At 62.8% G+C, this 19,281-nt stretch carries 22 protein-coding genes, 1 tRNA gene and 1 riboswitch; of the genes, 8 read left to right on the plus strand and 15 right to left on the minus strand.

All coding sequences use genetic code 11. The annotated features are described in order from the left end of the window. Nucleotides 1–20: 20 nt before the first annotated feature. Nucleotides 21–386 carry a YfeK family protein gene (locus JW897_RS11425; protein WP_082159105.1) on the minus strand — a complete coding sequence of 122 codons (366 nt, stop codon included), beginning with the start codon at nt 384–386 and terminating at the stop codon, nt 21–23. Nucleotides 387–469: 83 nt separating this feature from the next. After that, a riboswitch (FMN riboswitch) is annotated at nt 470–632 on the plus strand. A 92-nt stretch (nt 633–724) separates the two neighbouring features. On the opposite strand from JW897_RS11425, the gene JW897_RS11430 reads away from it, so the two are divergent. Both JW897_RS11430 and JW897_RS11435 read left to right on the plus strand, forming a co-directional pair. After that, a complete protein-coding gene (locus JW897_RS11430; protein ID WP_205466174.1) occupies nt 725–1,462 on the plus strand; it encodes a class I SAM-dependent methyltransferase in 738 nt (245 codons plus the stop codon). A gap of 98 nt (nt 1,463–1,560) precedes the next feature. Continuing rightward, entirely contained in the window at nt 1,561–2,316 is a 756-nt protein-coding gene (locus tag JW897_RS11435) for an N-formylglutamate amidohydrolase (RefSeq protein WP_205466176.1), read from the plus strand. A gap of 12 nt (nt 2,317–2,328) precedes the next feature. Here the strand turns inward: JW897_RS11435 and JW897_RS11440 are convergent, their stop codons facing one another. Both JW897_RS11440 and JW897_RS11445 read right to left on the minus strand, forming a co-directional pair. Beyond that, the gene (locus tag JW897_RS11440) at nt 2,329–2,994 is read right to left on the minus strand and encodes an epoxyqueuosine reductase QueH (RefSeq protein ID WP_205466179.1); all 666 of its coding nucleotides are present in this window, start codon (nt 2,992–2,994) and stop codon (nt 2,329–2,331) included. 79 nt (nt 2,995–3,073) lie between these two features. Then, complete coding sequence (locus tag JW897_RS11445) at nt 3,074–4,285, minus strand: SpoIIE family protein phosphatase (protein WP_205466181.1); 1,212 nt, start codon at nt 4,283–4,285, stop codon at nt 3,074–3,076. Nucleotides 4,286–4,551: 266 nt separating this feature from the next. Here JW897_RS11445 and JW897_RS11450 point away from each other — a divergent pair, with 266 nt between their 5' ends. Both JW897_RS11450 and JW897_RS11455 read left to right on the plus strand, forming a co-directional pair. After that, nucleotides 4,552–5,037 (plus strand): hypothetical protein, encoded by a 486-nt coding sequence (locus tag JW897_RS11450; RefSeq protein ID WP_205466183.1) that lies wholly within the window; start codon nt 4,552–4,554, stop codon nt 5,035–5,037. Between the two features lie 45 nt (nt 5,038–5,082). Beyond that, a tRNA-Thr gene (locus tag JW897_RS11455) sits at nt 5,083–5,158 on the plus strand. A gap of 353 nt (nt 5,159–5,511) precedes the next feature. Here the strand turns inward: JW897_RS11455 and JW897_RS24660 are convergent. After that, nucleotides 5,512–5,724, minus strand: coding sequence for a helix-turn-helix domain-containing protein (locus JW897_RS24660; protein ID WP_420837264.1), 213 nt, complete (start codon nt 5,722–5,724; stop codon nt 5,512–5,514). Nucleotides 5,725–5,964: 240 nt separating this feature from the next. Here JW897_RS24660 and JW897_RS24665 point away from each other — a divergent pair, with 240 nt between their 5' ends. Then, a complete protein-coding gene (locus tag JW897_RS24665; protein WP_420837265.1) occupies nt 5,965–6,396 on the plus strand; it encodes an EamA family transporter in 432 nt (143 codons plus the stop codon). A 510-nt stretch (nt 6,397–6,906) separates the two neighbouring features. Here JW897_RS24665 and JW897_RS11470 read toward each other — a convergent pair. The 10 genes from JW897_RS11470 to JW897_RS11515 all read right to left on the minus strand — a co-directional run bounded on the left by JW897_RS11470 (nt 6,907) and on the right by JW897_RS11515 (nt 16,394). Further along, entirely contained in the window at nt 6,907–7,920 is a 1,014-nt protein-coding gene (locus JW897_RS11470) for a cytochrome d ubiquinol oxidase subunit II (RefSeq protein WP_205466189.1), read from the minus strand. Next, nucleotides 7,917–9,254: a cytochrome ubiquinol oxidase subunit I gene (locus JW897_RS11475; protein WP_205466191.1), complete on the minus strand. Its 1,338-nt coding sequence runs from the start codon at nt 9,252–9,254 to the stop codon at nt 7,917–7,919. The genes JW897_RS11470 and JW897_RS11475 overlap by 4 nt, the downstream gene beginning before the upstream one ends. Before the next feature lie 179 nt (nt 9,255–9,433). Next, nucleotides 9,434–10,018, minus strand: a complete 585-nt coding sequence (locus tag JW897_RS11480; RefSeq protein ID WP_048415235.1) for an HvfX family Cu-binding RiPP maturation protein — start codon at nt 10,016–10,018, stop codon at nt 9,434–9,436. Nucleotides 10,019–10,048: 30 nt separating this feature from the next. Continuing rightward, complete coding sequence (locus tag JW897_RS11485) at nt 10,049–10,714, minus strand: HvfC/BufC family peptide modification chaperone (protein ID WP_205466193.1); 666 nt, start codon at nt 10,712–10,714, stop codon at nt 10,049–10,051. A gap of 20 nt (nt 10,715–10,734) precedes the next feature. Next, on the minus strand, nt 10,735–11,565 hold the full coding sequence (locus JW897_RS11490; protein ID WP_205466195.1) for an MbnB/TglH/ChrH family RiPP precursor modification enzyme: 831 nt from the start codon (nt 11,563–11,565) through the stop codon (nt 10,735–10,737). Next, complete coding sequence (locus JW897_RS11495) at nt 11,562–11,864, minus strand: hypothetical protein (RefSeq protein WP_048415237.1); 303 nt, start codon at nt 11,862–11,864, stop codon at nt 11,562–11,564. The genes JW897_RS11490 and JW897_RS11495 overlap by 4 nt, the downstream gene beginning before the upstream one ends. Before the next feature lie 27 nt (nt 11,865–11,891). Then, nucleotides 11,892–12,806 carry an MBL fold metallo-hydrolase gene (locus JW897_RS11500; protein ID WP_197083090.1) on the minus strand — a complete coding sequence of 305 codons (915 nt, stop codon included), beginning with the start codon at nt 12,804–12,806 and terminating at the stop codon, nt 11,892–11,894. A 411-nt stretch (nt 12,807–13,217) separates the two neighbouring features. Then, entirely contained in the window at nt 13,218–14,033 is an 816-nt protein-coding gene (gene nudC / locus JW897_RS11505) for an NAD(+) diphosphatase (RefSeq protein WP_048415239.1), read from the minus strand. A gap of 26 nt (nt 14,034–14,059) precedes the next feature. Further along, nucleotides 14,060–15,193, minus strand: a complete 1,134-nt coding sequence (locus JW897_RS11510; protein ID WP_205466197.1) for a YbdK family carboxylate-amine ligase — start codon at nt 15,191–15,193, stop codon at nt 14,060–14,062. 4 nt (nt 15,194–15,197) lie between these two features. Continuing rightward, nucleotides 15,198–16,394, minus strand: coding sequence for a cation:proton antiporter (locus JW897_RS11515; RefSeq protein WP_048415241.1), 1,197 nt, complete (start codon nt 16,392–16,394; stop codon nt 15,198–15,200). Between the two features lie 163 nt (nt 16,395–16,557). Between JW897_RS11515 and JW897_RS11520 the strand changes: the two genes are divergently transcribed. Then, nucleotides 16,558–17,358 carry a M90 family metallopeptidase gene (locus tag JW897_RS11520; protein WP_240352170.1) on the plus strand — a complete coding sequence of 267 codons (801 nt, stop codon included), beginning with the start codon at nt 16,558–16,560 and terminating at the stop codon, nt 17,356–17,358. A 3-nt stretch (nt 17,359–17,361) separates the two neighbouring features. Here the strand turns inward: JW897_RS11520 and hpaR are convergent, their stop codons facing one another. Beyond that, the gene (gene hpaR / locus JW897_RS11525; RefSeq protein ID WP_048415242.1) at nt 17,362–17,811 is read right to left on the minus strand and encodes a homoprotocatechuate degradation operon regulator HpaR; all 450 of its coding nucleotides are present in this window, start codon (nt 17,809–17,811) and stop codon (nt 17,362–17,364) included. A gap of 313 nt (nt 17,812–18,124) precedes the next feature. Between hpaR and JW897_RS11530 the strand changes: the two genes are divergently transcribed. Both JW897_RS11530 and JW897_RS11535 read left to right on the plus strand, forming a co-directional pair. Next, nucleotides 18,125–18,451, plus strand: a complete 327-nt coding sequence (locus tag JW897_RS11530; RefSeq protein ID WP_205466200.1) for a hypothetical protein — start codon at nt 18,125–18,127, stop codon at nt 18,449–18,451. A gap of 80 nt (nt 18,452–18,531) precedes the next feature. Beyond that, nucleotides 18,532–19,209: a glycoside hydrolase domain-containing protein gene (locus JW897_RS11535; protein ID WP_205466202.1), complete on the plus strand. Its 678-nt coding sequence runs from the start codon at nt 18,532–18,534 to the stop codon at nt 19,207–19,209. The last annotated feature ends 72 nt before the right edge of the window (nt 19,210–19,281 follow it).

The raw sequence follows: 19,281 nt of genomic DNA on the forward strand, positions 1-19,281 counted from the left end.
CCGGCCGCGCGAGGCGACGCTTATTTGCGCTGGCGGTAGCGTCCCAGCTCCGCTTTCAGCCAGACGGCGCTGGCCACAGGCTGCGCGGCGCCGCAACGCACCTGGTAGGCCTTGCCGCTGATGCTGCTCTGGGTGGCGGCGCGCTCGATGAAGCTTTCCGCGTTGCTGACCCAGTCCTTCTTCAGCAGGTACTGGTATTTGTCGTTCAGGTGATCGCGGGCCTCCTTGGCGCCGTACCAGCTGCCGTTGCGATTGAATTCGCAGCCAGATTTGGCCAGGTAGTCCAGCAGATGATTGATCTCGGCCTTGGCGGCCGGCGCGGGCGCGGCGAAAACGGCGCCGGCGCTCAGGAGTAAGGCTAGCCAGATCGGCAGTTTCAGGGTCATGCATCGCTCCATTGCAATTGGAATGCGCAGACTATGCGCGATGGGCCGGGGCTTGTCCAACTTCTCCGAGGCCTTTATGCTGTGCCGGTCTTCAGGGCGGGGTGAAATTCCCCACCGGCGGTATGCCGCGGCGTTTGCCGGCGGCGAGCCCGCGAGCGCCGCGCTGTCGTAGCCACGACGCGCGGGTCAGCAGATTCGGTGCGAAGCCGAAGCCGACGGTGAGAGTCCGGATGAGAGAAGACGCGCGCCATGCCGTGAGAGCCTGGCGCGCTTTTGCGCGTCGGCATGGCCGCGCGCCGCCCTGGAGCGCTTCCTTTAAGTCTTTACGGAGCCTCCAAATGCAGCAAAACATCTACGACCATCCGGTCTTTTTCTCCCAATACCAGGCCTTGCGCGACAGCGACACGGGCTTGAACGGCGCCTTGGAGCAACCCGCCTTGCGCGGCGCGCTGCCGCCGCTGACCGGCGCCGAGGTGCTGGACCTGGGCTGCGGTTTCGGCGATTTCGCCCGCTGGGCGCGCGCCCAGGGCGCGGCCGGCGTCACCGCGGTGGATTTGTCCGAACGCATGCTGGAGCAGGCGCGGGCGCGCACCCAGGATCAAGCCATCCAATACCAGTGCGCGGCCATCGAGGACTTTCAGCCATCCGCCGAGGCCTATGATCTGGCGGTGTCTTCACTGGCCTTGCATTACGTGGCGGACTACGCCGCCGTGGCGGCGCGCGTGTTCGCCGCGCTGAAGCCCGGCGGCGTGTTCGCGCTGACGGTGGAGCACCCGATTTGCACCGCAAGCCCGCGGGGCTGGGCGCTGGACGAGGCCGGGCGGCAGGCGCACTGGACGCTGGACGGCTATTTCCGGCAGGACGCGCGCGAAACCCGCTGGTTCGTCGACGGCGTGATCAAGCACCATCGCACAGTGGAAAGCTATGTGGCCGGCTTGCTGGGCGCCGGATTCCAGTTGCTGCATCTGGGCGAACCCGCGCCGGACGAGCGGGCGCTGGCGCGCCAGCAAGGGTTGCGGCCGCATGCGCGGCGTCCGGCCCTGCTGCTGCTCACTGCGCGCAAGCCCATGCTTTAGCATTGCCTTGCCGGGCTGGCGCGCAGAACCAAGCTGCGCCGGCTCGGTCCAGCAAAGACCGGGCATGCGGCCCGCGGTCACCGAAACGGGGAGGGGCGGTGGGAAGCAAACTGGCATTGGGCATCCTGGTCCTGGCGCTGTCGACGGCGCCCGCCGTCGGCAAGTCGCCGCTGGCGCGGGCCATCATCGAACCGGCCCACATCGTCGAGGCCATCAAGCTGCAACGGCAGGCGGACGAGGCCAAGGACAGGCCGCCGCAAAACGGCGAGCCATGGTTCGCGGTGCTGGAAGGCGAGCGGCCCGTCATCGTGACCGCGCCGCACGCCACTAGTCCGTTTCGTGAAGGACAATACCGCTTCTCCGACGGCGGCGGCACCGCGGCCCTGGCGGCGATGTTGCACCAACTGGCCGGCGTCACCGCGATCTACACCACCCGCGCTTCGCCGTCCGACCCCAATTACGAGGACGATAACGACTTCAAGCGCAAGCTGGCGGCGCTGGTCGCCAAACGGCGTCCGTTATTGGTGCTGGATCTGCACGGCAGCCATCCCTACCGGCCTTACGACGTGGACTTCGGCACCCTGAACGGAGCTTCGCTCTTGGGCAAGCCGGATTTGCTGCAAAAGCTGGAGCAAAACCTGAGGCAGCAGGGACTGTTGAACGTCTCCGACAACTACTTCGCCGCGTCCAAGCACCAGACCATCGCCAAGTTCGCCGCGAGCTTGGGCGTTCCCGCCATCCAGCTGGAAATCAGCAGCACCTGGCTCACGCCCTCGGACGGCAACCTGGCCGCGCATCGCTTCGCCCAGCTTTTGCAGGCGCTGGCGCGCTATGCGCGCGAGATAGAGCAATGAGGCGGGGACGCTTCAGGTCTGCTCGTCTTCGTCGCCGTAGTATTTGACGCCGAGGCGGATGGGCGCGCGGCCGGCTTCGCGGCGCTGGCGGTTGCTGTCGCGCAGGGAATAGGCGCAGCCGCAATATTCCTGCTGGTAAAACTGTTCGCGCTTGCTGATTTCTATCATTCGCGCGGAACCGCCGCCCTTGCGCCAGTTGTATTCCCAATAGATCAGGCCGGGATAGCGCGCGGCCGCGCGCACGCCGCAGTCGTTGATCTGCTGCATATTCTTCCAGCGCGAAATGCCCAGCGAACTGGTAATCACCGGAAAACCATGCTCGTGCGCGTACAGGGCGGTGCGTTCGAAGCGCATGTCGAAACACATGGTGCAGCGAACGCCGCGCTCCGGCTCGTTTTCCATGCCCTTGGCGCGTTCGAACCAGTTGTCGCGGTCGTAATCCGCGTCCACGAAGGGGATGCCGAACTGTTCGGCGAAGCGGATGTTCTCGTTCTTGCGCAGTTCGTACTCTTTCAGCGGGTGGATGTTGGGGTTGTAGAAGAAAATGGTGAAGTCGATGCCGGAAGCCTGCATGGCCTCCATCACTTCGCCGGAGCAGGGCGCGCAGCAGGAGTGCAGCAACACCTTGTCATGGCCGCCGGGCAAGGGCAGGGGCTTGCGCTCTAAGATCGGCGTCATCCGGATTCGCTCCAATTTATGAAAACGGCAGATTATGTTGCCATCTCAATCTCGAATCAAGGCGAAACCGGGGCTGAGATCAGGCGTCGTGCCAGCGGGAGCGGCTTGGGGAGACGCAACCCATGTCGGCCCCTTGCTTGTTTTTGAGCGATGGCGCGTGCACCACCAGCAAGGACGCGTCGTCCAGGATGGCTTCGTTTTGACGATGCCGCTGCAGCGCCTGCAATACGGTATTGCCGATCCGGCCAGGCCAGCCGGTCTCCACCGCCTTGATCACCCCGTCCAGGCCGAACATCTGGCCATTGTCCGCCTGGGCCTCGGTGATGCCGTCCGAGCAGACGACCAGTGCATGCTCCGGTTTCAGCATGCTGGTCTCCAGCGAACGGTCGAACTGCCGCGCCGCCAAAATTCCCAGAGGAGGGTGCTCGGAACGGAATTGCTTGATCTTGCGGCCTTGCGGATCAAACATCAGCGCGCAGGGAATCCCGCCGTTCCAGACCTGCACGCATTGGGCGGCGGCGTCGATCGCGATGAGGATGCCGGCGACGAAGCGGCCGAAGGGCAGCAGGCGATGCAGCTTGTCGTTAATGGCCGCGGCGATGTCGCCCAGCGCCGCCTGAGTCTGCGCCAGGTCGTAAAAGCATTCCACCGCCGGAATTGCGCTGATGGCCGCGGTCAGGCCGTGGCCGGTGCAATCGGCCAGCATCAGGTATTCCCGGTCCCCGGCGCGGGCGTAGCAGACCAGGTCGCCGTTGAACTGAGAGGCGGGGCGCAGATGGCGCCAGACATGGGACGGCAGCTCCAGCTGTTGCCGGTTCAGGCGCTCGATCAATTCCAGCGCGTAGCTTTGCTCGCGCTCGTTGTTGAGGAAGTAACGCTCCAGGCGCACCGCGTCCTGGTTGATCTGCCGCTGCATCTGGGCGATGCGCAGGAACACCTGGATCTTGGCCGTCAATAGGTCCGGGCTGACCGGCTTGGTCAGGTAGTCGTCGCCGCCGGCCTTGAGGCCCTCGATCAGGTCTTGCTGCTGGCTCAAGCCGGTCAGGAAGATGATGGGTACCCAGTGCTCGCCGAACAGGGTCCGCAACTCCATCGTGGCTTGCAGCCCGTTCATCACCGGCATGATGATGTCCATCAGGATCAGGTCGTAGCCGACTTCCTTGCACATGGCGACGGCCTCCCGGCCGTTACCGGCGAGATCGCACCGATAACCCAGGTCTTCAACGAAAGTGCGGACCATCAAGCTATTGGTGGCGCTGTCGTCCACCAACAAAATTTTAGGCTGAGGCATGCGGTTTCCGTAACGTGTCAGGAAAGGGAAAGCAAGCGGAGCATAGGCGCCAATAATCCATTACATTGGCATCTCACTGTGGGTATAGCATATGAGAAGGGGCAATGGCGCACTGCGGCAATAAAAATCAGTCAACGTCGCGGATCGGACTTAGCCCGCGGCGATCAATTTCCGCCAAGGCGCGGGAAACACCGTGCTAGTATGCGGGTTTTGGCAGCGCAACGCGCGCGGCCCGTTTCATCCCAGAGAGCATCAGACCCCCGATCATGAAATTCGCGACGCACACCATTGCGCTGGCTTTGAGCCTGGCGTTGATCAGCCCGGCCAGCCTGGCCGAACCCGAAGACATGCCTCTGCCCGGCGATGTGCAGATGGCGCCGGCGAGCAAGCCCGCGCGCAAGGCCGCTCCGGTCAAAACCATTCAGCAAGCCGAGCCCGTACGCGCCAGCCAGCAAGCCAAGCCGGCGCGCCAAGCCAAGACCAAGGCCAAGGCCAAGGCGAAATCCGCCAAGCAGGGCAAGCGCCAAGCCAAGGCCATCAGCGCCAAGCAAGCGCGTCACGGCAAGGCGGCCGTCAAGCCGGCGACTAAAAAATCGGCGCTCAAGAAATCAACGACCAAAAAGCCCCGCCACGCGACCAAAGCCGCGAAACGCGCGCCGCATAAGGCAAGCGCCAAAAAATCCAGCAAAAACAAAACGGTAAGCAAACAGTCCAAAAAGACGCATAAAAAAGCGTCGAAAAAGGCGGGTTGACGGCTTGCCAAAGCGATTGAGGCGCGACATAATACGCCTCTCTTCGCCGGTGTAGCTCAGTTGGTAGAGCACCTGACTTGTAATCAGGGGGTCGCGAGTTCGATTCCTGCCGCCGGCACCAATAAAATCAAGGGCTTACAGATTTATTTCTGTAAGCCCTTGATGCATTTCAGGAAAAATATTAGACAGCAATGTCTAAATACATCCCGCCTTTATCCCTTACAAAACGCCATCCAGTGCCGCGTTTCTAGCATGCCCAAAACCCGTCCATTGTTTCGCCAAGCCGTCGTTTACCGCCTTGGATCTCGTCCTGCCGCTCTGTTTAGTCATTTTCATGGATTTTCTTGCAATTGGCATGCCCTAGCTGTTTTGACATCTGCTCAAGCAGGGTTAACTTGAATATGTGCGAATTCAAGAATTAATATTGTACATTTTGATCCGGCTGGCCGCATGACTCCAATCAATCATTGTGACTTACTCGGTGACTGACAAATGCTGTGTGCGCAGGGAGTGGGAGAGCGATCCCGGCGTCAGCCCGTAATTCGATATGAAATGACGAGTCAAATGGCTTTGATCCGCGAAGCCCGCGAGGTAAGACGCCTGGAGAAGCGAATGGCCCGCCATGATCAGGCGGCGCGCCATCTGCAGTTGACGCTGAAGACGATAGGCGTGCGGCGGCAGATGCATCGCAGCCTTGAATATGCGAAGAAAGTGGAAACGGCTCAACCCTGCTTCGGCAGCAAGCTCGGCGAGCGAGACAGGGATTTCCGGGTGAGTGTCGATGCGCTCCTTGGCTCTCGACAACTCCTTTCCGTGATAGTGCTTGGCGAACGACCGGGACTACGCTTGCTGATCAGCGTATTGTTCGCCACCCTCGGGGTGATGGCGGTAGGGTGGAAAGGCGGTGGAGCGTCGTCGTTGACCGGCATGCTCTACATCCTGGGAGCTGTCGTATGCGAGAGTGCGTCCATTCTGCTCAACAAGCGCATGCCGGTGCCACTCAAGCCATTGCTGCAGGCCACGACGATGACGGGATTGGGCCTGCTGGTGTCGCTGCCCGTTGCCTTCCTCGAACTGCCGGTTGCCGCACCCAGCACCGCAGCGATCGCAGCAGTCGTCTGGTACGCACTGGTGCCCACGGTCGGCGGCTTTTTGTTGTGGTACGGCGGAGTTGCGCGGGTGAGAGGGAGTGAGGCTGCGACATTTACCGCAGTCGCACCGCTGACGGCGGTTGTGCTTGCCGCGCTGGTGCTCGGCGAACAGATCGGATGGGTGCAGGCCCTTGGCGTGGCCGCCGTTATTCTCGCCATTCTCGTCCTCACATTCCCGATACAAGCCAAACCGAGGTCGCTGGCTTGACGGCGAGTCATTGCCCCTGGCCGCCGCTCACACATCTCAGGCACATGACGACACAAAGGCGAATTGCGAAACATGTACTTCAATCACTCCGACGAAGTGTGGGATCGATTCCCGGAATTAGTGGCCCTGGTCTTGTTCGTTCGACAAGTGTGGTCTGCTGAGCGTAAGGCCGGCGTTTGCGGCGAATATTGAGCGGACCTGTCGACGGGAATGAGTTCGGACTTTGCGGAGGAGATCTTACATGGTGCAACGCGCGTCGGCTTGATCATGCGATATGAGGAAATAAAAAGCCCCCAGCCAAGCCTGGCCGGGGGGCATGGTCATAACAGGAGGCTGACATGAGGGTGCCAGCTACTGCCTGTTATAGGCGGGCAATCCGCTCGCTCGCTCTGACCAAAAGGCCGGCGACGCAGGGCGCTTTCCTTTCAGAGCCCTGGCCTTGCCCCTTGGCCAGTCATCCATATCGTCGCGCCGAGATCTTGCCTTGTTTGAGAGAGCGTAAACGGCCTGTCAGTGATAGCTCAACTCATCCGCCGCCTTGCCGCGAAAGAGGTGGTAGACAAAGCCGGTGTAAGCCAGCACCAGGGGCAAGACCACGATGGCGACCGCCAGAATTGCCCATAACGCTTCGGCGTCGCCGGCGGCCTGCCAGATCGACATCCGCCCGATGACGATGTCCGGAAACACGCTGTAAGCCAGCCCCCAGAACGACAGCAAGACGATGCCGACGCACAGGGCGAAGGGAAGCCAGCAGTAGCGATCGTCGCCTCGCGCCTGCCTGGCCGCAAGCCTAGGCAACAGCCAGCAGAGCAGGCCGAACAGGAAGGCGGCGCCGAGCGGCAGGGGCAGCAACATCAGCGTACGGGGCAGGGCGAACCATTTTGCGCAGATGGCGGGGCTGGCCAGCGGCGTGGCGATGGAAACCAGCGCCACCGAGCCGGCGGCGCCGAACAGCGCGCGGCGGGCCCAGGCGTAGGCGCGCGCCTGCAAGCTTCCGTCGGTTTTGAGAATGAGCCAGCTGGCGCCCAGTAGCACATAGGCGCAACACAGGCCGACGGCGCTCAAGCAGGCGAAGGCCCAGGCCTCGACGCCGGCGGCGAAACCGGTCAGATAGCGGCCCAGCATCAGGCCTTGCATGGCCGAGGCCAGCAAGGAGCCGGCGAAAAAGGCCGCATCCCACCAGGGCTGGTGCGGGTCGTGCGCCTTGACGCGGAAGTCGAAAGCCACGCCGCGCACGATCAGGCCGCCCAGCATTAGCGCCAGGGGCAGGTACAGTTCGGCGGACACCGCTTCGTTGGCAGCGGGAAAGGCGGCCAGCAACAGGCCTATCCCCAGCACCAACCAGGTTTCGTTGGCGTCCCAGAACGGTCCGATGCAGGCGATCATCCGGTTCTTGTCCGGACGAGCGGCCTTGGGCAACAGCATGCCGATGCCCAGATCGTAGCCGTCCAGAATCACATAAATCAGCATCGCCAGCGTCAACAGTCCGGCAAAGACGATGGGCAGGCAGTAGCTCGCGCTCATATCCGTTTCTCCTCTAAACGCGTTGTCCGGTCGGCGGCGGCGGCCTTGCCCGCCATGTGGAACAGCACGGCCACATAGCTGGCCACCAAGACCGCGTAGAGCGCCAGATACATGCCCAGACTGGACGTCAGCATGGCGGAGCTGGCGTGGCCGGCGGCCTGGGCGGTGGTCAGCACGCCGTTGACCAGCCAGGGCTGACGCCCCATTTCGCTGACGTACCAGCCGGCCAGCGTGGCGATCCAGCCGGAGAAGCTCATGCCGACCAGGACGCGCAACAAGGGCTTCGGCAGTCTGCCGCGTTTTTTCAAGCGCCAGGCGGCCAGCCAGGCCGTCAGCAGCATCAAGGCGCCCATGCCGACCATGGCGCGGAAGGACCAGAACACTTTGGCCACCGGCGGGTGCTGGGGAAAGGCGTCCAGGCCCTTGATTTCCCCATCCGGGTGGTGAGTCAGGATCAGGCTGGCCAGATGGGGGATGCCCAGCGCGTAGTCGTTGCTGCGAGTCGCTTCGTTAGGCAGGGCGAACAGCAGCAGCGGCACGGCCTTCTCCGTGCGCCAGACGCCTTCCATGGCCGCCAGCTTGGCCGGCTGGACTTCACGCGTTTTCAGTCCGTGCAGGTCGCCGGCGACAAATTGCAGGGGGATCAGCATCGCGGCGAGGTAGACGCCGGTTTTCAAGGCCAGCCGGTTGCCTGTGCCATCGTCGCCGCGCAATTGGCGATAGGCGGACAGGCCGGCCAGCAGGAAGGCCGCGGTGAGGCCGGAGGCGATCAGCATGTGGGCAAAGCGGTAGGGTGCGGAAGGGTTGAAGATGACCTGCAACCAGCTGGTCACCACCGCGTGGCCGTCCACCATCTTGAAGCCCGCCGGCGTCTGCATCCATGAGTTCAGCGTCAGGATCCAGAAGGTGGACAAGGTGTTGCCGAAGGCCACCAGCAAGGTGGCCGCGGTGTGGGCGCGCTCTGACAGCCGGGGGCGGCCGAACAGCATCACGCCCAGGAAGGTGGCCTCCAGGAAGAAGGCGGTCAGGATTTCATAGGACAGCAACGGCCCGGCGATATTGCCGGCCACGCGCATGAAGCCGGGCCAGTTGGTGCCGAACTGAAAGCTCATGGTGGCGCCGCTGACCACGCCCAAGGCGAAGGACAGCGCGAACACCTTGATCCAGAAGTGGTAGGCGTCCATCCAGCCTTGCCGGCCGCTCGCGGCGTAGCGCAGCTTGAAGAACAGCAGCAGCCAGCCCAGCGCCACGTTGATGCTGGGGAAAAGAATATGAAAGCTGATATTGGCGCCGAATTGCATTCGCGCCAGCGTCAGCGCGTCGAATCCGTTCATGAGGGGCTCCAGAAGAGTTGCGGAGGGGCGTTCTGCGGCGATGAAAAAGACTGAGCTCGCCGCCGCGGGACAGAGCGGCGCAACGCGGTCAGTTTCACGACTGAGGCAAGGCGCGCCGACGCAGGCCGCACTTGAGCACGGCAAGTCGGCGCGACGCAGGATCAGGGGTTTTAGCGGATCTAAGCGGCGTAGCGTTTGCGCAGCCAGTAATCCAGGCTGACGTAGCGGCCACCGCCGTAGAAGAACAGCACCAGCAGCATGACGAAGTAGGTGGCGGCGAACTCCATCCCGTTGTTCAGGATGACCGGATCGCCCAGCTCGGTGATGTAGTTGTACCGGCCGGGGAAGTTCTCAGCCAGCCAGGACAGGAAGCCGGCCAGCCGCTGACTGGACTCCATGTCCTTGGCGGCGATGGCCAGCCAGCCGCGCGGCAGGTGCACCATGGCGCTGGCCGCGCTCATCAGCACCATCATCGGGATGGCCATCACGCGGGTGAACAGCCCCAGCGCGATGCAGACCAGGCCCAGCACCTCGGTGGCCGCGGCCAGGAAGGCGAACAGAACAGGGAAGGGTAGGCCCAGGCCGCCTTCGCTGGCCGGCGCGCCGAACCAGTTCACCGCCTCGCTGAAGCCGACCACCTTGGAGTGGGCGCCGACATAGATCACCGGCAGCAGGTAGAGCCGGATGCCCAGCAGGGCGATGAAGTCGTATTGCTTGCAGGCGGCAAGCGCCCGGTCGAAACCATTCATTATCTTGGCAATCATTTTCGTACTCCTTGAATTGGGCGGCCGGCGTCAGACGCCGTCGGCCGGCGACGACGCGCGGGCGTCGCCTATGTGTATCAAGCCGATGGCGGCGGCTTCATTCAGCCAGGCCGGCACAGCGTCTGCTGGAGCCTCGGCCCGCAGCGCGGGATAGCGGCAGGGCGTTTGCAGCTTTTCCAGCAGCCAGCGATCGAAACCGGTCAGCGGCTTCTGGATCACCCTATGGCTGGAATCGCGGAAGACGGCGAAGGGGCCAGCCAGCTCGGCGAAATCCAGCCGAACCTCAATGCAGGCCAGCGTGGGGTTGAGCGAGACGACGGAGTGGTCCGTCAACGCGCTTGCGGAGGGCGGCGTCACCACGGCGTCGTCTATTTCCACGCTGAAGAGCAGCCATTCGTATTCCAGGCATTGCCGCAGATCGTCGGGCAGACGCGATTGGGAGAAGCAGAGAAACTCGGTGGCGATGTGGTGGAATTCAGGGCTGGACGACGCGTGTTCCGTCAGAAACTCGTCGATGCGCCGTTGCAGCTCCGCCGCCGGCAGCCTGGCGCAGAACAGGGGAAAAACGTGGGTCAGCACTTCTTCTATATTGCCGCGCAGAAATTGGCGGTAAAGCTCGATGGAGCGCTCGCCCAAGGCCGCGGGGGCGTCTCGCAGCCGCCGGCAGAAGGTTTCGATGTCCGATGTCGCGTTCATGTTTTTCTCCTTTGCCGCGCTCAGGCGGCCTGGGCCGCCGGCTGATGAATGCGCCGCCGCAGCTCGGCGGCTTCGGCGCACAACTCCCGCCACGGCGGCATGCTGTTGTCCCGCTCCAGCAGCAGCGGGCGCGGGCCGTGCCGCGCCACGGCGTAGCGGGCCAGTTCCAGAACTTCCTCGCACACGGTCGCGCCGTGGGTGTCGATCAACATGCCGTCGTCGCGGCGCCAGTGGCCGGCGATGTGGAAGTAGCGGATGGCGCTGGACGGCATGTCGGCGATGAAGCGCCGCGGGTCGTAGCCGTGATTGCAGGCGTTGACGTAGACGTTGTTGATGTCCAGCAGCAATTGGCAGCCGCTTTGTTCCACGACGGCGCGGATGAAGTCCGCCTCCGCCATCTGGCCGGGGTGGGCGTGGTAATAACTGATGTTTTCCAGGATCAGCGTCCGTTCCAGCGTGTCCTGAACCTGGCGGATCTTGGCGGCGATGCGCGTTGCGGCCGCCTCGTCGCGCGGAATCGGCAGCAATTCGTACAGATAGCCTTGCCGGTCGCGGGAGTAGCTGAGGTGGTCGCTGTGCAGGCGGATGCGATAGCGGTCGAGAAAGCGTTTGGCGCGCTGGAGATAGTCCGCGTCCAGCGGCAATTCGTCGCCTATCGACAGGCTGAGCCCGTGCGCGATCAGCGGGTATTTCTCCGCCAGACGGTCCAGCTGCTCGCGTTTGCGGCCGCCGACGTCCATCCAGTTTTCCAGCGTGATTTCCAGGAAGTCGATCTCAGGCTGCGGGTCGCGATCGGCCAGCCATTGAGCATGTTCGGCGCGCAGCCCCACGCCGACGGCTCGCTGATTCATTGTCCGCATACGCCCTCCACCATTTTGCTGTTGCCGGCTTTGTCGGCATGGACGCCCTGACCGGTCTTGCCGCACTTGCCGTCGCGGGCGCGCACCAGCTGGTCTTGCGGGTCGTGCTTGAGATGGGCTTTTTCATACATCTTCACCGTGCCGCACTTGCCGCTGGCGCATTTGCCGCCGTGGCCGCTTTGGCTTTTCACCGCTTGCGCCGGCTGGCTGGCTTCCGCCGCCAACGCGGTTTCGGCGCTCAGGCCGAGCAAGGATGTCATGGCGATGGAAAGAATGATCTGTTTTTTCATGACGGGTCTCCTTCGGGGTGACGGCGCTCAATGCACCGGGAAACATGAAAGGTCGCGGCTGGCGTGGATCGGGCCTTTGTAGTAGCGGCGGACGATGGAGATTGATTGCTCCTTGAGCCGCAGGCCCTTGCCCATGAAATGGTTGAGCACCAGCTGCTTGGGCTTCACCGCGGCGGCGATGCGGCCGACGGCGGACGGTTTGGCGTGCAGGAAGGCGGAGGCGGGGTCCGCCTGCTCGTCGATGGCGAGCGGCATCACCAGGATGTCCGCGTTCTTGGCGAAGTCGAGGAAGTGCGGGTTGCTGCCGTTCTGGTCGGCCGAGACGACGATGCTGCCGTCCTTGGTGTCGATGCGATAAGCCAGGCAGGGCACGTCGCCGTGCGGAATGCCGAGCGCGCTGATGCTGACGCCGTCTTTTTCATAGACCTTGGTCGGCGTGGTCTTGCGGTAGTCCACATTGGACAGTGACACCTTCAGCGGAATGTCGCCCTGACCGGAGTAGATGCCAGACAGATAGGCGTAAGCGCCGCTCTTGGCGTTGAACTGGGCGTTCATGAAACCGCTCAGGCTGGGAAAGCCGGCTCCGGCGCTTGGGCCGGACATCTCGATGGCGCGGGGCGAGCTGAAAAAGTAGCTGCCCTTGAGCAGCGCCGGCAGATCGGATACATGGTCGGTGTGGAAGTGGGTGAGGCCGATGAAGCGCACGTCTTCCAGGCGCGCGCCGGATTGGCCGAAGCGCAGGAAGGCGCCGCCGCCGGCGTCTATCATCGCCACCGGCTTGTTTTTCCACCAGATCAGCGAGGCCGACGAGGCGCGGCCGTCATCGGAGATCGGCCCGCCAGAGCCCAGCAATTGCAACGAGTAGTCCTTGTTTTCGCATTGGGTCGGACTGGCGAGGGCGGCGCCTGCGGCGCAGGCCAGCATGAGGGATAAGGCAAGCATGCGGATTTTCATTTTGCACTCCTTGTGCGGCGCGGCGATTCGACCTGAGGGAGGAGGCCATTTGCGTTATCGGCGCCGTATTTCATTGAATTTGCGAAATCTCCAGCCATTGGGAGAGATTGGGTCGCTTTGTCTGTAGCAATGACCCTAGCTTATCACCGCTCGCATATCAGTATTACTTTTTGTATTTATGTATATGAGTAGAAAAATTTATATAAAGAGACGGACGTCAGCGCGGCGCTTGAGGATATGAAGACAGGAGAAAAAGAGGAGGGCGGCGTCGCCAAGGCGATGCCTTGGCGCGCAGCGGGCGAGCGACCGAGGGGCCGCTTGCGAAGCAGGGGTTTGCTTCGATAGAGGCAAGAAGCCGGCTGCCAGACGGCTTCCGGCTATCTTAATTTGGCGCTAGATCTAGACAAGACCGGGTCGCGGCAGATCATCCTGCTCGCGCAACCAGGCCACGGTGTGATTCAGCAATTGATAGGCGATGGAAATGGGCGTCGGCGTTAGCGGCAGGGCGTCGATGTCGAACCAGCCGGCGTCTTCGATCTCGCCTTCCTGCGGCAGAATCTCGCCGCTGTCGTACTCGGCGGTAAAGCCCAGCATCAGCGAATGAGGGAAGGGCCAGGATTGCGAGCAGACATAACGCAGGTTCTTGATGCGCACGCCCACTTCTTCGAAGGCTTCGCGGTGCACGCACTCCTCCAGCGTCTCGCCGGGCTCGACAAAGCCGGCCAGCGCGCTGTAGACGCCGGGGGCGAAGTGGGGGCTGCGCGCCAGCAACAGCTGGCGGCCGCGGTGGATCGCCACCATCATCGCCGGCGACAGCTTGGGATAATAGAGCTGTCCGCAGCTGGAGCAACGCTTGCCGCTGTCGTCCGGCCGTTGCACCAAGGGTCCGGCGCAACGGCCGCAATAACGGTGAGTGCGCTGGAATTGGCGGATCTGCGCGGCGCGGGCGATGGCGGGGGTCAGCCCGGAAGGCAGGCTGAGCAGGGCCGGCCGCAGGGCCAGCCAGTCGCAGCCGGCCGGCGGCGCGCCCACCAGTTCCGCCAGATAGAGATTGTGGCCGTCGTGAACGCCGATGAACAGTTGCTGGGACAAGGGCCAGCCGCGCGCGCGCTCGTCCGGCAAGGCCTGGTCCAGCAACAGGATCTTTGGCCCTTCGAAAATGCAGTAGCGGGCAGGCAGCGCAGGGTCGGGCAGGACGGGCAGGTCGAATGGCATGGCGGCTTGGCTGAGGTTTGAGCCGCTCAGTTTACGCCCACTCCCGGCGCCGCGTACATCCAGTGTTCGCTTTGCCGCCGCACAACTTCGGACAAAGAGCCGCTGTCGTCGAACACCTGGCGCAGCCAGGCGCTGTCCGATTGCCGCTTCAGCACCCGCTGGCGCAGGGCGGCCAGCTGCGCCTGATTGCCCAGCGCCTCGGCCTGCGGCTCCAGTTGATTCAGCATATTGAGCAAGTCCTCCTGCAGCCCGACCTGGCTATTGTTGCCGGCATCCACCAACATGCCGTCAAAACCGAAGCGGCAGGCCTGAAAGCGGTTGTAGCTATAGGTCAGGTAATGTTCCTGGCACACCTCGTCCTGGCGTTCGCCCAGGCAGCGGTGCGCCAGCATCTGCGCGTAAGCCGCCAGCAACACCGGGGTTTCCACCGACAGCGGCGTGTCGCAGATGCGGATTTCCACCGTGCCGTATTCCGGCTTGGGACGGATGTCCCAGTAGAAGTCCTTCATGCTGGCGACAATGCCCAGATTGGCCATGCGCCGGAAATAGTCGTTGAATTGCGCCCAGTTGTTGACGCAAGGCATGCAGCCGGACAGCGGGAAGGCGTTGACGCTGGTCAGCCTCGAGGTCTGGAACAGCGTGTCCACCCCCTGGTAGAACGGCGAGGACGCGGACAGCGCGATGAAATGCGGAATATAGCGCGCCAGATAATGGGTCAGCCGCACCGCGCTGTCGCCGTCCGGGCAGCCGATGTGGATGTGCTGGCCGTAGACGGTGAACTGCTTGGCCAGATAGCCGTACAGCTCGGACACCAGGTGGTAGCGCTCCTTGGGATAGATGCGCTGCTCGTCCCAGTGCTGAAACGGATGCGAGCCGCCGCCGGCCAGGCCCAGGTTCAATTTGCGCGCGCTGCTGACCAGCAGTTCGCGGATGGCCAGGATCTCCTCCAGCATCTTGTTGACGTCGCTGTGCACGGCGGTGCCGATTTCTATCATGCCCTGGGTGATTTCCGGCTTGATGTCGAAACCGTGCTGTTGGCGATTCACCTGCAACAGCAAATCGTCCGAGCCGCGGGTCAAATCGTAATCGCGCCGATTGAGAATCATCAGCTCCAGTTCCACCCCCAGGGTCAGCGGCTGACTGCGGTTGAATTCCAGCATCGTCTCACTCCTGCGGCCGGGTTTCGCCGGCCAGCTTCAAGGCCAGGCGGGTCAGCACCGGCGCGCACAATTCATTGATTACCAGGACCGCCATCATCACTCCGCTGAAGTCGCCCGCGGCCGTGCCCAGGGAAATGGCGCCCAGGCTCATCAGCAGCGAGGTGCCGCCGGACCAGGAGTTCAGCGCCAGCCCCAGGCAGGCGCCGTGGCGTTTGGGCAGGCCGTTGGCGCCGGCCGCCAGCCACCAGATCAGCACGGCGACGCCGGTGCGCAACAGCAGGCAGGCCACGGCCACCGGCCAGAACTGCGCCAGCGACTGCGGCGCCAGTTGCGCGCCGGCGGCCACGAAGAAGGCCACGGTAAAGATATGGGCGGACGACATGATGCCGCGTTCGGTCACGGTATGGCCGTGCTTGAGGTTGCGCGTGGCCAGGCCAGCCGTCAGCAAGGCCAGCGACGGCAAGACCTGCAGCATGTCCGCCACCCCGACCACCAGCGCGATCAAGCCGAACAGCATGACTTTCTGCGCTTCGCGCTGCCTGCCGCCCAGCCAGCGGTTCAGCTGGATCGCCGCCAGGCCGGCCAGCAGGCCCAAGGCACAGGAGGCCAGCGTCAGCCAGCCCGGCAGCAGGATGCCGCTTTCCACCCCGTTGTTGCCGGACAAGTGTCCGTAAGACAAGGCCAGCGCGAAGCAGGGCAGCGCCAGCAGATTGGACAAAGCGGTGGCCACCAGCAGGCGTTCGCTGACCTGGCCGTCCGCGTTCGATTCCCGCACGATCTCCAGCGTGACCACCGGCGAAGTGGCCACTCCCAGCGCCGCCAGCATCAGGCTGGCCGCCAGACCCAGGCCGAACAGCTGCAAGGCGGCGAACAGGCCGAGCAAGGTCAACAGGCAATAGAACAGCGTGGTCAACAGCAGGGTGCGCTCCACCCGCAGCCAGCGCAGATCCACGCGGCGCCCGGCCTCAAACAGCGCGATGCCCAAGGCCAGGTGCACGAAAATGGACGCTTGCTGCAAGAGTTGCTCGTCCAGCAGGCGCAGACTGTGCGGGCCGATCAGCAAGCCGGTCAGCACATAGCCGACGATGGCGGGCAGCCGCGCCACCCGCACCGCGATCTGGCCGCCTATCACCCCCAGCGACAACAGCACGCCGAATGCCGCCAAAGGATTGAGCGCCAGCGTTTGCCAAGGCAGGCTCATGATGATTCCCCCGTTTATTTTATGATTTTGACTGTCGCGCCGGCTTGGGCCGGCGCAGCGAAAGCGGAATGTTGACGTCTTGCGACGGATCGGAAAGGGCGCGCATTGAAATGCGCAAAATCGCCCTCAGAGTATGAGAGACGATAAAACGGGACGAGAGTTCATGGTGATTGAGTGGATTCGCCGCGCGCTGACCGGCAAAACCGCTCCGGAAACGATGGCCGCGCTGCGGGAGCAGGCCGCGCGCATGCCGCTGCTGGCCGGGCTGAACGAAGCGGAGTTGGCGCGCTTGATCGAACTGGCGGCCTGGGTGTTGCGCAGCAAAAGCTTTTCCGGTCAGGACGGGGTAAGGCTAGGCGCCCGCGCCTGCGCCAGCGTGGCTTTGCAAATGGCGCTGCCCGCGATGAATCTGGGCAAGGCCGCCCTGAGCGGCTGGAACGACGTGGTGCTGTACCCGTCGCCATTTGTCGCGCGCGACATCTGGATGGACGGCATAGGCTTGCAGCATGAAAGCGAGAGCGTGCTGATCGGCCAGGCGCGTCAGGACGGCCCGGTGGTGCTGTCGCTGCCGGACGCGCGCGCCTCCGAGCAATTGGACGGCTGGAATGTGGTGATCCATGAAGTGGCGCACAAGCTGGACATGCTCAACGGTCCGGCCAACGGCTCGCCGCCTTTGCACAAGGGCATGAAGCAGGCGCAATGGAGCCGCGTCTGGTCCCGGGGGTATCGTCTATTGTGCCGCATGCTGGACCGCGGCATCGATCCCGGCTGGCTGGACCCGTACGCGGCGGAGAACCCCGCGGAGTTCTTCGCCGTGTTGAGCGAAGCCTTTTTCGAACTGCCGCACCATCTCAAGCTGGATTGCCCTGAGTTGTACGAGCAGCTTGTCTTGTTTTACCGCCAGGACCCGGCGCAAAGGCTGCCCGAACCCGAAGCGGAGACCGCCCCGGGTCCGGAGTCCTGATCATCAGCCGGCGCGCGGCGCCGGCAGTTTCTCCAGGTCATCCAGCAGGCCCAGCAATTGCGTCAGTTTTTCCTGACCCAGATGGCTTTCAATCTGCCGATAACAGTCTTCCGCCAACGGGGAGATTTGTTGAATCAGTTCGCGTCCGTCCCGCGACATTGAAATGATCAGGCGCCGGCTGTCCACATGATCGCGCTGGCGATGAATCAGCCCCGCCTTTTCCATGCGGACCAGAATGCCGGTCAGGCTTGGCGGCAAGATGCAGGCCCGGTCCGCAATGACGCCAGCCTCCTGGTCGCCGAAGTCCTCCAGCACTCGCAGAATGCGCCATTGTTGCTCTGTCACCCCGTAACGGTTGAGGATCGGGCGGAAGTAGGCCATCACCGATTCCCTGGCCCGCAGCAGGTGCTGGGGCAGCCGTTGATTATGTAGTTTTATGTTTTTGTTGGTCATTTAGATCGTTGCTTCCGGCTGTGCGCAGCCAGTGTTGCTGGTTATCGCCCGAGCGGGCGAACTCGACAAATAAAATGCCATGCAAATACCTGTCACATATTTACTTTATTCCAAATTTTAATCCAAAAACAAAAAAAATAGCATCTCAATACCATATCTCCTTCGAATTTATTATGCATCCAGGGCGAAATGCCGGGCACAAGCGGCCAGCGGAAGGGCGCTTGCACGGGTAATTATCGTTATGGTGACGATAACTTTTAATTTCCGTTACGGTAACGCATAATGAACTCAGACCAGTAGAGGAGGGCATCCGATGAGCGCAGACCCGTTGCAAGAAACCGCGATCGCGGCAAGCAAGAAACGCGGTCGTCCGGTCACCGGCCTGGCGATGTCCGGAGCCGAACGGCAACGCAAGTACCGAGCAAATACCGTCACCGTAACGTTAAATGACAAGGAGTGGGCGCACCTCACCAATATGCTAGAGCAAGCGCTGAAGGCCGATCCGGCGCGTTACGGCGAGTCCGACTTCGCGCTGGCCAGAAAAATCTACAGCGCCGCCATCAAAGGCAATCCGCCGCCCAGCTGCTTTCACAAGCCCGCGGCCAGGCCTCAGGACAGTGGCGAGGATGCGTACGACTGAAACGCAACCCTCCCATTGGCCATTGCGCGAGATTTCGCCTGGCTTATGCTGATGAGTGTTGTTTCTGCGCGGAGCTTGAAATGAGCGACTCAACCACCCCTTACAAACAGAACGGCGCTTGCGTGGCGGCCGCGCCGGCCGGCGCGCATGGCTTTGACGCAGACACGCCGTTGTCGCTGGAGCTTGCCCGACAATTCGCCGCCTCCGGCTACCGGTTTTGCGTGCGTTATCTGACGCTGGGCCCCAATGCCTACGCGGCGGACTTGTCCGCCGGCGAAGCTCAGGACATTCTTGGCGCGGGCCTGGCCTTGATGGCCGTGCAACATGTCAGAGACCCCGGTTGGTCGCCCAATGCCGCCATGGGAAAGAGCGACGGCCAGAACACCGTCGCGCATGCGCAGACCGCAGGGCTGTTGCCCGGCGTAAACGTCTGGTGTGATCTGGAAGGCGTGGCGGACGGCGCATCCGGGCAGGATGTCGCCGATTACTGCACTCAATGGTTCGAAGCGGTGTCCAACGCGGCTTATGCGCCAGGCCTGTATGTGGGGTCCGCGGCGGGCTTGAGCGGAACGCAGTTGTACGAATTGCCTTTCCAGCATTACTGGCAGTCTTGCAGCAGCGTGCCGAGCATCCCGCAGCGGGGTTATCAAATGGTGCAGACGCTAGTGCCTCAAACGGTGAACGGAATCGGCATCGACGCCGACATGACGCAAACCGATCAGCTGGGCGGCACGGTGAAATGGCAGATTTTGGCGTAGAGGGGTGGCAACAAAGACGGCGGAGGAGCTTTGAGGGTTTTCTCCTGTATGTCCTTAATTTGACATAATATA

It is taken from the genome of Chromobacterium alkanivorans (assembly GCF_016937655.1).
Taxonomy (GTDB): Bacteria; Pseudomonadota; Gammaproteobacteria; order Burkholderiales; family Chromobacteriaceae; genus Chromobacterium; species Chromobacterium alkanivorans.